At 33.6% G+C, this 12,768-nt stretch carries 13 protein-coding genes and 1 tRNA gene; 6 read left to right on the top strand and 8 right to left on the bottom strand.

Annotated features, from left to right (window positions below):
• Positions 1–51 precede the first annotated feature (51 nt).
• The 5 genes from Fokcrypt_RS01340 to tsf all read right to left on the bottom strand — a co-directional run bounded on the left by Fokcrypt_RS01340 (position 52) and on the right by tsf (position 5,068).
• A complete protein-coding gene (locus tag Fokcrypt_RS01340; RefSeq protein ID WP_323722409.1) occupies positions 52–723 on the bottom strand; it encodes an L-threonylcarbamoyladenylate synthase in 672 nt (223 codons plus the stop codon).
• Positions 724–814: 91 nt separating this feature from the next.
• The gene (gene hflK / locus Fokcrypt_RS01345; RefSeq protein WP_323722410.1) at positions 815–1,975 is read right to left on the bottom strand and encodes an FtsH protease activity modulator HflK; all 1,161 of its coding nucleotides are present in this window, start codon (positions 1,973–1,975) and stop codon (positions 815–817) included.
• Between the two features lie 220 nt (positions 1,976–2,195).
• Entirely contained in the window at positions 2,196–3,281 is a 1,086-nt protein-coding gene (locus Fokcrypt_RS01350) for a D-alanine--D-alanine ligase (protein ID WP_323722411.1), read from the bottom strand.
• Between the two features lie 109 nt (positions 3,282–3,390).
• Positions 3,391–4,182 (bottom strand): biotin--[acetyl-CoA-carboxylase] ligase, encoded by a 792-nt coding sequence (locus Fokcrypt_RS01355; protein WP_323722412.1) that lies wholly within the window; start codon positions 4,180–4,182, stop codon positions 3,391–3,393.
• Positions 4,183–4,210: 28 nt separating this feature from the next.
• Complete coding sequence (tsf, locus tag Fokcrypt_RS01360; RefSeq protein WP_323722413.1) at positions 4,211–5,068, bottom strand: translation elongation factor Ts; 858 nt, start codon at positions 5,066–5,068, stop codon at positions 4,211–4,213.
• 74 nt (positions 5,069–5,142) lie between these two features.
• Here tsf and Fokcrypt_RS01365 point away from each other — a divergent pair, with 74 nt between their 5' ends.
• The 3 genes from Fokcrypt_RS01365 to pheS all read left to right on the top strand — a co-directional run bounded on the left by Fokcrypt_RS01365 (position 5,143) and on the right by pheS (position 7,563).
• A complete protein-coding gene (locus Fokcrypt_RS01365; RefSeq protein ID WP_323722414.1) occupies positions 5,143–5,922 on the top strand; it encodes an RsmE family RNA methyltransferase in 780 nt (259 codons plus the stop codon).
• Positions 5,923–5,997: 75 nt separating this feature from the next.
• Positions 5,998–6,489, top strand: coding sequence for a pantetheine-phosphate adenylyltransferase (gene coaD / locus Fokcrypt_RS01370; RefSeq protein ID WP_323722415.1), 492 nt, complete (start codon positions 5,998–6,000; stop codon positions 6,487–6,489).
• A 21-nt stretch (positions 6,490–6,510) separates the two neighbouring features.
• Positions 6,511–7,563: a phenylalanine--tRNA ligase subunit alpha gene (gene pheS, locus Fokcrypt_RS01375; protein WP_323722416.1), complete on the top strand. Its 1,053-nt coding sequence runs from the start codon at positions 6,511–6,513 to the stop codon at positions 7,561–7,563.
• 7 nt (positions 7,564–7,570) lie between these two features.
• Here pheS and uppS read toward each other — a convergent pair whose 3' ends face one another.
• From uppS to Fokcrypt_RS01390, 3 genes are all read right to left on the bottom strand, one after another.
• Complete coding sequence (uppS, locus tag Fokcrypt_RS01380) at positions 7,571–8,263, bottom strand: polyprenyl diphosphate synthase (protein ID WP_323722417.1); 693 nt, start codon at positions 8,261–8,263, stop codon at positions 7,571–7,573.
• Positions 8,264–8,296: 33 nt separating this feature from the next.
• A tRNA-Leu gene (locus tag Fokcrypt_RS01385) sits at positions 8,297–8,383 on the bottom strand.
• An 87-nt stretch (positions 8,384–8,470) separates the two neighbouring features.
• Positions 8,471–9,112 carry a carbonic anhydrase gene (locus tag Fokcrypt_RS01390; protein WP_323722418.1) on the bottom strand — a complete coding sequence of 214 codons (642 nt, stop codon included), beginning with the start codon at positions 9,110–9,112 and terminating at the stop codon, positions 8,471–8,473.
• Positions 9,113–9,211: 99 nt separating this feature from the next.
• Here Fokcrypt_RS01390 and cgtA point away from each other — a divergent pair, with 99 nt between their 5' ends.
• From cgtA to Fokcrypt_RS01405, 3 genes are all read left to right on the top strand, one after another.
• A complete protein-coding gene (gene cgtA / locus Fokcrypt_RS01395; RefSeq protein ID WP_323722419.1) occupies positions 9,212–10,207 on the top strand; it encodes an Obg family GTPase CgtA in 996 nt (331 codons plus the stop codon).
• Entirely contained in the window at positions 10,200–12,206 is a 2,007-nt protein-coding gene (locus Fokcrypt_RS01400; RefSeq protein WP_323722420.1) for an acetyl-CoA carboxylase biotin carboxylase subunit, read from the top strand. The genes cgtA and Fokcrypt_RS01400 overlap by 8 nt, the downstream gene beginning before the upstream one ends.
• A 124-nt stretch (positions 12,207–12,330) precedes the next feature.
• Complete coding sequence (locus Fokcrypt_RS01405; RefSeq protein ID WP_323722421.1) at positions 12,331–12,645, top strand: biotin/lipoyl-binding protein; 315 nt, start codon at positions 12,331–12,333, stop codon at positions 12,643–12,645.
• Positions 12,646–12,768: the final 123 nt, after the last annotated feature.

A 12,768-nucleotide genomic window follows, 5' to 3' on the forward strand; every position in this document is an offset into this window, starting at 1 on the left:
ATGCAAATTTTTATGGATTCACGTTTTATAGAATCAGTCTATAGTAGGGTATTACAATAATCCACATTCTTTTATGTAGCTCATAATTTCAGTATATTTGATAGCTCCCTCTCTTATAAGATTTATTTTTTTGTCATCCGTAATATCTAGTATTGTAGATGGTATTTTATGCAAAACTAATTCCTTATCGAGGGTATTGTAATATAGATTTATATCATCGTTATCAACAGAGGCATGATGTGCTTCCATTTGTTTTTTTAAGATATGTAATGAAGGAGCTGGATCAAAACCAGAAAAATTAGCACTTGTACATGCAATAACAGTACTTTGTTTCATACTTTCTAAAGAGCGACTGTTGCCTGGCATTCTAACAGCAACTTTTATATCTGAGTTGGAAATAGATGTATGAATATAGTTATAGACTAAAGGATTAATTTGTTTTCTTGGTAAAAGGAGCGTTAATTTTCCTGGCCAATAACGGGAGATTAATTTTTCGGCTAAACTATTTATTTCGAAATGTTGAGTTGCAACTTCTATTGATGGTACGAAAACAGGTAAGCTTTTGTCTCCTCTCCGTTTTTTCAAATAAAATAATCTAGTAATCGTATTCATATTAGTTGAGTTGCATGATAAACCCCATGTTGTATCAGTTGGGAGGCAACATATTTCACCATTTTGCAGATGCAGATGTAAGTCTTCACAAGGATGAAATAAAATTTTCATGATAAAACGAGTATAAAAATTTATGTAATACCTAGATACACTGCAATCATCTTATTATACGTGCAAAAAATTTATAACTTTTTATCATCTATCAATCTAAAGAATCTCCTTTAACTATAGCCTTATTATCGATATTATCGCTTTCTTTTGATGTATTCAAAAAAACTTTTACGTCTTTTCCAGTGATAACTTTATTATTGCCGCTAAGAATAAACTGCATAGCATCCATGTACATTTTAGTTTTTATAACATTTTTTGATAATGCATACTGTTTTTGCATTAACTCAAATCTTATTTTTTCTCCTAAAGCTGCCTTTACAGTTGATTCTTTATATCCTAATGAGCGCTGTTCTATCTCATCCGCATTTCCCTGTGCTCTATGAAGAGCATCGTTTCTATATGCTTCAGCTTGATTGATCAATTTTTGCTGATCTGCTTTCGCAGCTTGCACGTCTCTATATGCATCTCGTACTTCTGGAGCTACGTAACTATATAAAATACCTAAGCTTACTACCTCGATACCACTTTCATAGGAATCTAAAATCTTCTGTAACATATTATATGTTTGTTGCTCTATATAACTTCTCTGTTCAGAAAGTGCATCGTAAAGACTTACGACTCCTATCACTTGTCTCATTGCGCTCTGGGCTGCTAACTTCACAGTTTCATTTTCTTTTTCTGTTGTATTCTTTATTTTAAAGATATAATTCACAGGATCTGATATCTTCCATTGTACGAAAAATCGTAAATCAACTACATTTTCATCTCCAGTTAAGTGATAACTTTCGCTAGGTAGGCTTTCGTTATTCACATCTACGTCAATTGTCGTATTTTGCTTTCTACCTCTTATAATTCCAAACATCGGATTTCTGTCTTCCTCTAGAGTAACATCTTGAAATCCTATATGTTCCCTCCTTATCCTTGTGGTATTCACAACATCTAATTGTTCTATAGGAGTAGGCATTTTCCAGTGCAGACCTGGACCGCTTATTCTATCATATTTCCCAAATCTTACTATTACCCCTATTTCGTTAGGTTCTATGAGGTACAGACCACTTCCTACAAGGAGTAGAATCAGCAAGAGTGCAATTCCAACCCAAAAACTACGCATTTCAGTAAAATTAGGAGTATTTTTTCCGAAGAAATCGTATATCTCATCTAAAAAGCTTTTATTACTTTGTGGCGACCTGAAATTTTGCTTATTACTGGCATTTTTATTGTCAGCCCACGGATTATCAAAGTTGAAAATCACAAATATGCACGGATACTATTGAATTATTCAGGAGGATAGTGACAATACTGCATACGTGCAACCTATATCTTTAAAATAGTTGACATCTTCTCCTATAATCGTGTAATTCGTGGGTTAGTATATAATCCTACCAGCAAAATGCTGTAATTAAGCTACTCATTACGATTAGGAAAAAAGCTAAAGCATTTTGGCTATTACATTTCTTATATTGATAATGCTACTAACACATCGGTAAATGCTGAAAAGCTGAGTTATCATTGATGAAACTTTTTTTACATGATGCATTTTTTATCAGATCTTCTACAAAGATTAGTGTTTTATCGTATCTCCAAAAGCACCATTCGCCGGTAAAATATGGCATAGCATATACATCGGAAATATATAAATTTTCTTCTTCGTCTACAAAAAAGCGAATTTGAGCAGTATCGTAGAATTTATATGTACGACATATAATTTGTATATTATTTTTCAATTGTTCTAAAAGATTCATAGAAAGTTTTGGTTGATATGAAAGAACTTTGTATGGTATATCGCTATGAGGATATATAATATTGCCTATAGCTCTTATTTCTGACTCTACATAGCTCATATTTATGATAGTAACTTCTGTTCCTATTATGTGAAGTACTACATCGAGCTCTTTCCAATTATTGTATTTCTTCTCTAAACATAGTTTAGGACTTTTTTCAATAATGAGTGATTTCAATCTTTTAAAATCATTATAATTATCAAATGCGTAAAATAAATGAGATACCTCACATTTGATAGATCTTGCGACAACAAGACCAGAGCCAAATATAGCATCAACTTCTTCGTATTCCGTATTCTGATCAAGTATGATGTATTTTTTACTTTGTATGCCAAATGTACTCAATATCCTGTACATTATGTCTCTATTATAGAGTCCTAGAGTATTGCCCAGATTGCTTCCAATATATCTAGTATTTGTACATTCAACTATACTTTGTAACATTATTGCTCCTTCATCATGTTGGGATATTAAGGAAAAAACTACATCATATTTGAGAAAGCGTGAACCTACTACAAATTTTAGACCATCAGAAATAAACAACTGTACTTCTTGGCAATTCATCATATTAATATCATTAAATTCTTTAAAGATATCCAATTCCGAGTGATTCAAAAGATAGAATTTTTTAGAACGTGTTAGAGATATTATTGCAAAATCGATACCTCCTTTTTGCATAAGATTTGCTACATTTTGTGTAGCAATTATGGAAGTACGATGATTAGAGCTAAAACCTCCACACAATAACAGTACGACATCCCGCATTCTAAAAGTCATCGATAAAGAGAATTATAGTAGTTACATACGTCAATCAAAACATTCGTGCAAGAACTTTTGAATTGTATGGTGTTTAGGAAAACAATAACTGAATGAGAAGAGAATGTATTTATAATAGTGTTCGTATGCTACCTGTGCGTAATTTTAGTGTAACGTGTTTTTTTTCTTGAGTATCTTCGATTAGTAAAAGCATTTCCCCATCCATATTTATACCAAGAAATTTTCCAATTTTTGTGATACCAAGACCATTTGACCATAAAATATGTTCTCCTAAATACTCAGCTCTTTGCATCCATAATTTTCTTATTGATTCAAATCCGAATCTTCTCCACTGTTCATATTTTTGTCTTAATTTACATAATATTTCTTTCTCTAACACTCTTTTACTTACTTGTAAGCCTTCATTTTCAATAGATGTAGCTTCATACGGTGCATATTCTTTATTACGTAGCTCATCAAGTTTCGGAAAATTTTTTATATTGACACCAATTCCAATAAGAAGAAATTTATTTTGATGTATTTCACATAATACACCAGAGCATTTTTTATGATTTAGTAGAACGTCATTTACCCATTTATAAGATAACCTCGTATGTTGTAAGTTGCATTCTTGTACTAATGCTTCTCCTATAGCAGTAGCACCAATGTAGGAGAATTGTGGTATAGAGTCGTCCACGTCAACGTCTAAATGAAACGCAACGGTCATGAATAAATTGCCAATCCCTCCTACCCAAGAGCGATTCATGGAACCAATACCGTTAGTTTGTATATTTGCACTCACTGCAAATTCATCTGTTACTCCCATAAGAGAAATAAGCTTCCTAGCGTATAACTGTGTGCTGTCTACAGTTTTTAATCTAAATACACGAAAACCTGAGTGATGATCGGACAAATAACACAAAATACCTATTAATATGTGATATGTAACACTATTCTTTTAATTGCATGCGTACGAATTTTGTTACTTTCACTTTTCCTTCTATTTCTGATAAAATTTCAGAAATCTTTTTAGAGTTATCTACGATAAATTTCTGTTCTAGTAATACTGACTCTTCATATATTTTTTGCATTCTTCCGGTAACAATTTTTTGTATAATACTTTCTGGTTTACCGGCTTTTTTAGCTTCTTCTATGGCAGTGGCTTCTTCTTTTGCTATAAAATCAGCGGGTATAGATTCGATATCTACAGATATAGGAGAAGTTGCCGCTATGTGCATTGCTATATTTTTTCCTAGCAGTTCAATTGCATCACTCTCTATATCTGAATCGATTGCTACAACAGAGCATATCGTACCGCAATCCGTTCCCATAGCACCATGAATATATTTGTGCAATCTTCCAGAGTTTGTACTGATCGATGTTACCTTACCTACTACAATATTCTCCCTCAAAGAAGCAGCTAACTCTTCAAGAATATTTCTTACACTAACACCGTTATTGGTATATTCTAAGATTTCATCGATACTATCACTAGGTTCCTTAGTCAATATTATACTAGCAATTTGAGATGAGCCCTTTAAAAATGCTTCACTTCTCGCAACGAAATCAGTTTCGCACTGTATTCTCACTAGTACTGCTTTCTTTCGATCAGATGTCATACTAAGGCATATTATTCCTTCTTTAGTTGCTCTATCAGCATTTTTCGACAATATTGCGGCACCACTTTTCTTTAAAAATTCTGCCGCTTTATTAAGATCACCATTGCATTCTTTTAGTGCCTTTTGACATTCCGAGATTGGCGCTTGAGTCATACCACGGAGAGTCTTAATAAGATCATTTATATTCATATGCATTCTATTGACATGTCATAAGTATAGTTTAAGTATAGCACTCGCTGAAAATAGTCAAGTATTCTCGGAAAGTGAGTAAGTATAGGAAATTATTTTTGCTAAAGCAAAATTTCATGCTAAATGAGAGTATAAAATTATCTGATTTAGACTCTAATCATATTAAAAACGTTTTAAGACAAGAAGTTGGTGATAAGATATTGGTGCTGAATGAGGATGGAAGTAGGTGGCTTGCTAATATAGAAGAAGTAAGAAAAAAAGTTATTATTCGTATAGTAGAACAACTTGAACATCGTGAGATTAATACCGTATCTAATAATATTCATATAATATTTTGTCCTACAAAATCACATAATCTTCAATTTTTTATTTCTAAAATTGTAGAGTGCGAGGTAGAGAAAGCTACGATCATGTTATCAGAGCGAACGGTGCTTAGAAGAATATCTGAACATAAGATACCTACTTACATCAAAGGAGCAGTAGAGCAGTCCGATAATATCAAAATACCAATTATAAAGGTATCAAATACTTTTATCGATGCTATAACTGATGCGATTTCTCCTAATGTATTAGTAGTACTGTTGCATACTCAATCATTAGATTGTCTATATGTTAAGCAATTTCAGAAATTCCAAAATTTAGATACGTATATTACGGAAAATCATATAAAAGATGTCGTATTTGTTGTTGGGGCTGAAGGCGGTTGGTCGGAAAGTGAACTTAATTCTTTTTTGCTTTTGACAAAGCAATTCTCTCATATTGGGGTATGGAAAATAGGAAATAGTGTAATGAGGGCTGAAACAGCTTTCATGTCAGCAATATGTGCTTCGAATATACTTGTTGGAAAGTGGTGAAATTAGTTCGGATGTGTGATGACTTTAGTCGTATCATTTTATAGAATTCACTCATAATTCTTAAATAACTTAATTATGGTAAGAGTTGCGGTATATCCAGGTACATTTGATCCGTTTACAAATGGACATCTAGGTGTTTTGTTACGTGCAATTAAGCTTTTTGATAAAATAATAGTTGCTGTAGCATCAGATACAGAGAAAAGGTTACTTTTTTCAATGGAAAAAAGGATAGCTATGGTAGAGAGTGCAATTGCACCATGTTATAAGATGAATGTTGAAGTTTTAGCATTGCCACCGAAGATATTGGTGAATTTTGCTCATGAACATAATGTTGTAGCAATTGTGCGAGGAGTCAGATCTTCAATTGATCTAGAGTACGAATTTAGAATGGCACACATAAATAGCGTTTTAAATAAGGATATAATAACAGTATTCTTACCTTCTACTAGCGATTCGAATTTCGTTTCGTCTTCTACTGTAAAGGAAATTGCGAAATTTAATGGAAAATTAGACCCTTTCGTGTCAAAGGAAGTAGAGGATGCTCTAAGAAAAGCTTACCAAAAATAAATATTAAGTCTTTATATAATTATGCAAGAGTTTCTTGAACTATTATCGAAAACACTGTCAAGTTTTAGAGAGGAGATAAAGAATGTTACGACTACAGAAAATGTAGAAGATATAAGAGTGAGATATCTTGGTAGAAGTGGTGCTATTTCTAGCATTGCATCTCTGATTACGAAAGTTCCTAATCAAGATAGAAAGCAATTTGGTCAAGCAGTTAATACTGCTATTAAAGAGGTGAATGAAGCTATTTCGGAGCAGAAAAATCATTTAAGAGCTTCGGAAATGAACATGAGAATGAAGAAAGAGAAAGTGGATATTACGCTTCCTGGTAGATTGAGTAGCAATCATATAGGTAATGAACATATAGTATCTTCTACGATACGAGATGTAACAGAGATATTTAAAGTTTTAGGATATGGAATGCTAGAAGGAACGGAAATAGAAAATGATTGGTATAATTTTACTGCACTTAATATGCCGGAAGGTCATCCAGCTCGAAATATGCATGATACCTTCTATGTATCACACTCTACTAATGAACTTCTGTTACGCACCCATACAACTACTACTCAAATTAGGTACTTAAGTGATAAAAAATCTTTACCCTGTAAAAAAGCTTCAATTGGTAAGGTATATCGTTCTGATTATGATGCTACTCATACCCCAATGTTTCATCAGTATGAGTGTTTTAATGTACAGTATGAAGCGGTAAGTGTTGTAAAAATGATACAATTTGTAAAAGTATTTTTATCAATCTTTTTTCAAACTCATGATCTTCCGTTGAGATTCCGTTCGTCCTATTTCCCATTTACGGAGCCATCTTTTGAAGTAGATCTCAGATGTTTTGTAGAGCAAGATAGTGGATCTATACGATATCATAAAGAAGGTGATAAATGGATAGAACTTTTAGGATGTGGATTAATACATAAAAATGTGTTTTCTGCCTGTGAAATTGATCGAAGGGCGACCGGTTTTGCATTAGGTGGTGGTATAGAAAGGCTTGCTATGCTGAAATATCAGATTTGCGACATAAGGCAATTTTTCAATTCCGATTACAGATGGCTAATGCATATGTAATACGATGTTAAATTCTGCTATTTCCAAAATTTCTTTTTCTTGTTCCATAGTATAGTATAGCGTTTTCGAGTTCTTTGCTATCGAAATCTGGCCATAACGTATCGGTGAAGTATAGCTCAGAGAATGTAGATAGCCATGTCATGAAACCGCTCAACCTTTTGTCCCCACCAGTACGAATCATTAGATCCATCTCTGGAATGTTATGAGGGTTAATGTATCTACTTAAATCTTCCATCAGAAAATTATCATTATTCCTATGTTCTGCTAGCAGTCTCTTCACTCCACTATAAATTTCATGTTTTCCATCATAATTTAGTGCAATATAAAGTTGCATATTTCCTACTGTTTCTGCATTTTCTGCTAGAGTTATCTTTTTTTTTATAGAATCACTTAAATCGCTTATTTCTCCTATGAAGGTAGTTTTTATCTTCAGTTTTGAACATATATCTACTAGCTCATCAACGAATTGTTCTCCAATACTCATTATCAAATCTACAATACTTTTGCTACGCTTCCAGTTATTTATGGAGAATGCAAAGAGTGTAACGTATTTAATTCCAATTCTTGAACATTCTTCTATTATATCAATTGCTACTTTAGCTCCCCTCGAATATGAATTCTCTAAATTTACGCAATTCTTAGTACTCCATCTCCCATTGCCATCCATTATAATTCCCACATGTTTAGGAATATTGTTCATATTGATGTAAGAAAAATACTTGCACGGGGTAAGTGGTGCGATCGAAAAGACTCGAACTTTCAATTCCTTGCGGAAACAACGACCTCAACGTTGCGTGTCTACCAATTCCACCACGATCGCGTCACGGCAGTTCAGATACTAACCATAAGATTTCAATTCTTCAACTACGATTTTGATATGCTATTTTTTGCTATAAATTGTATTACTCTACAATTCTATAAAACGATCAATATCAGGTTTGTATTCAAGCATTGAGCCAGTTGCAATGTCGAAAATCCAACCATGTATAAATAATCTTTTCTCCATCACCTTCTTCTTTATCCAAGGAAAAGTGTGGAGATTTTGTATAGATTTTACGATGCCACGTTCCTCACATAATAAAATTTTATCCTCCATCGATAGAGATATGCATTTATCTTCTACTTGTTCTTTTACCTCTTCAAAAATACTTATCCATTTTTCTAAAAAGCTATTCTTGTTATTACAAAAATCAGTACTCATAAGCTTTTCGATACCTCCACATTTCCTATGTCCAAGTATCAATATGTGCTCAATATTTAGAGCGGTAATTCCAAATTCTAATGCTGCACTTGTTCCATGATATTTTCCGTCTTCCTCATGGGGTGGTACTATATTAGCTACATTTCGTATTACAAATATCTCACCTGGAGCACATTGCATTATAATAGATGGTTCTACACGAGAATCCGAGCACGACACTACTAATACGTTAGGACTCTGATTTTGCCTATATAATTTGTCGAATAACTCTTTATGCTCTAGTAAATAAGTATTTCTAAAAGTACGATATCCATCTCTCAGATTTTCGATATTCTTCCTAATATTCATATATCGCTATAACAGTGTAGTATTTTTGGAATTTTATAAATTTGACCATGCTTATGGATAGTAGTAGGCTATAACAGTAATTCTAATTTAAAGTCAAATATGTTCTTCATAGATGAAGTTAAGATACATCTAAAAGCAGGTGATGGTGGTAATGGAGCGGTAAGTTTTCACAGAGCTAAGTTTATTGAATTTGGTGGTCCTGATGGTGGTAATGGTGGAAAAGGTGGTGATATAATTTTGTGTGTAGATGATAATATAACTACATTAGCTAACTTTCGCTATAGGCAACATTTTATAGCTGCTAATGGTGCTAATGGTAGTGGTAGTAATAGGACTGGCTTTAGTGGTGATGATTTAATAATAACGATTCCAGCTGGTACTCAAGTCTTCGATAATACATACTCGTATCTAATGCATGATCTGGAAAAGAATAGGGAAAAAGTAGTGATAGCTAAGGGTGGTTTAGGTGGAGCTGGAAATGCATGTTTCAAGAGTTCTGTATCACGTGCACCTACAAGAGCTATAAAAGGTAAAAAGGGTGATGAATTTTCTATATGGCTTAGTTTGAAGCTTCTTTCAGATATAGGTATTATTGGTCTTCCTAATGCTGGAAAATCTACATTCCTATCAATAGTTACTGATGCTAAGCCTAAAGTATCTGACTATCCATTTACTACTCTTTCGCCGCAATTAGGAGTTTTTAGAGTAGATATCAACAAAGAGGTTGTGCTTGCGGATATACCAGGATTGATAGAAGGTGCTAGTGAAGGTTTAGGCCTGGGAGATAGATTTTTGAAACATATTGAGAGATGTAATGTGCTGGTTCATGTAGTAGATGTTACAACTCAGAATCCAGTTGCTTCATACCATACGGTACGCAATGAGCTTACAAAATATTCTATGATGCTTGCAGAGAAGAAGGAGTTAATAGTATTAAGTAAATGTGATCTAATTTCGGAAGATGAAATCACTGTATTGCAAAATACTTTTATAAATAGTATCTCACGTGAAGTAATGCGATGCACGTATGTAGAACGCGATACAATGCGTAAAGCAATTCTAAAAGCTATAGACTTAACTGAACGTCATGATTAATAAATTACTTATAGCAAATAGGGGGGAGATAGCGTGTCGTATAATACGTACGGCCAAGCGTATGGGTATTAAAACGGTTGCGATTTATAGTGAAAGTGATTCTGATGGGATGCATGTCTCGATGGCCGATCAAGCTGTATATATAGGTCCATCTCCAGCTCAATTAAGCTATCTGAATGCAAAAAAAATACTGTATGCAGTGAAAAGTACCGGTGCTGATGCTGTGCATCCAGGATATGGTTTTTTATCAGAAAATTATGGATTTTCAGAATTAATGAGGAGAAACGGCATAACGTTTATAGGTCCTTCTTCCGATGCGATAAGGAAAATGGGGGATAAAGTGTTAGCAAAAAAAATAGCTGCAGAAGCTGGTGTTAATATAGTACCTGGAGGACAGGGACAGGTAAAGAATTTAGAAAATGCCTTAAAGATAGCTAAGAAAATAGGTTATCCTGTAATGTTGAAAGCTGCCGCAGGAGGAGGTGGAAAAGGTATGAGGGTAGTGAATACTCCCGAAAGTATGGAAATGGCTTTTGGTTCCACTAAAAATGAAGCAAGGAATAATTTTGCAGATGAAAGGGTATTTATAGAAAAGTATATTAAAAATCCGAGACATATAGAAATCCAAGTTGTAGGAGACATGCACGGAAATTATATATGCTTATACGAAAGAGAATGCTCAATACAAAGAAGACATCAGAAGATTATTGAGGAAGCACCTAGTATTTTTGTAGATGAAAAAATTAGAAAGAGGATGTATGAGCAATCTGTAGCACTTGCTAAGAAGGTTGGATATTATTCAGTAGGTACAGTGGAGTTTATCGTAGATGAAAAGAAAAATTTCTACTTCATGGAGATGAATACAAGGTTACAAGTAGAGCATCCAGTTACGGAGCTTATTACTGGAGTTGATTTAGTAGAGTTAATGATAACGATAGCAAGAGGAGAAAAGTTGAAGATGAAGCAGAGTGATGTTAAATGTAATGGATGGGCGTTAGAGAGTAGAATATATGCTGAAGATACTCTTTCCGGTTTTATTCCATCTACAGGTAAGATACTTACTTACGTAAAACCTGAAAAGAAGGACTGGCTTAGGATTGATGAAGGAGTAAGAGAAGGTAGCAATATTACTCCTTTTTATGATCCAATGATTAGTAAAGTGTGTGTATGGAGCGATGATCGTGGAGGTGCAATAGAAAAGATGAGAAATGCACTAAGTGAGTACGTAATAACTGGAGTATCTCATAACATCAGTTCTTTTTTACAAAAAGTTTTCTCTCATCCAAAATTTATTGCTGGTGAAATATCTACAAATTTTATAGACGATGAACTGTTTGTACAGGAGGATACTTTTTCTATAGAAGATGAAAGAAATGCTGTGTTGTTAAGTGCTGCGAGTTACATATTTCTTACATATCATAAAAGAAATCTTGCTACTTCATATAGAAGAAAGCATGGAGATATTACTTGGATTGGAACTCGGTGGGTAATTTCTATGCGTAATCATCTATATCCGGTTGTGGTTCATGAAATTCAGGATGGTTATAAGGTTTCAATAGAAAATCGTAGGTTTGATATTTCTGCGAAATGGATGGTAGGTAGTCATTTATTTCAGTGTACTATTAATGAAAAGGATTATAGTTTGCAGGTCATTTCTCATCATAATTCTTCAAGTGTTCAACTAACTTTTATGGATTTTACCGTAGATGCTAGGATATATACTCCATATGCTGCTGAGATGTTGAAGTACATGAAAGAGCCTAAGAGTGATGAAGATTCAGGAAATATTGTTGCTAGTATATCTGGTATTGTAACAAATATCTTAGTACAAGAAGGAGATGTTATCGTAAAGGGGCAGCCTGTAATAGCTTTAGAGGCGATGAAAATGGAGAATATATTACATAGTACAGTGGATGGATGCGTAACTTCAATCAATGTAAGTATAGGAGATTCTGCTTCTGCAGGTGATGTGTTGGTTGAGTTAGAATATAAGAAGTAAATCGAGATAGCGGCAATTGGAGAGAAAGGAGCGGTATCAGCATTATTCATAAGAAGCCTGCTCTGTTTAGTGCTAAAAGAATTATATATAGTGTATCAGTATGTAAGATAGTAATTACGTAATAATGTATTTCATAAAAAAAGGTATTACAGTTTGTTCTTGTGCATTAGCTTTATTATCACCGCTCTATTCAGTGGCGATGCAGTATGATAGTTCTCCTATAATAGATGATGAAGATTCAAGAAATATTGTAGCTAATGCCTCAGGTATTGTAACAAATGTCTTAATCCAAGAAGGAGATGATATTGTAGAAGGACAGTCTATAATAGCTTTAGAATCTATCAAAGTAAGTAGTACGGTAGATGGGCATGTAGCTGCAGTTAATGTAAGCGTGGGAGACTATGTTTTTGCAGGTGATGTGTTAGTTGAGTTGGAATAAAGAGAAATTTGAAATCAAGAGCTTCCATTATCGCATAATAGATATTACAAATATATAAAGTATATGTATTTTTTATAGACTAATAATAGCTAGTAAAAAGAAGTTCTTTGATACACAAGTCCA

The organism is Candidatus Fokinia cryptica (assembly GCF_034359305.1).
Classification (GTDB): Bacteria; Pseudomonadota; Alphaproteobacteria; order Rickettsiales; family Midichloriaceae; genus Fokinia; species Fokinia crypta.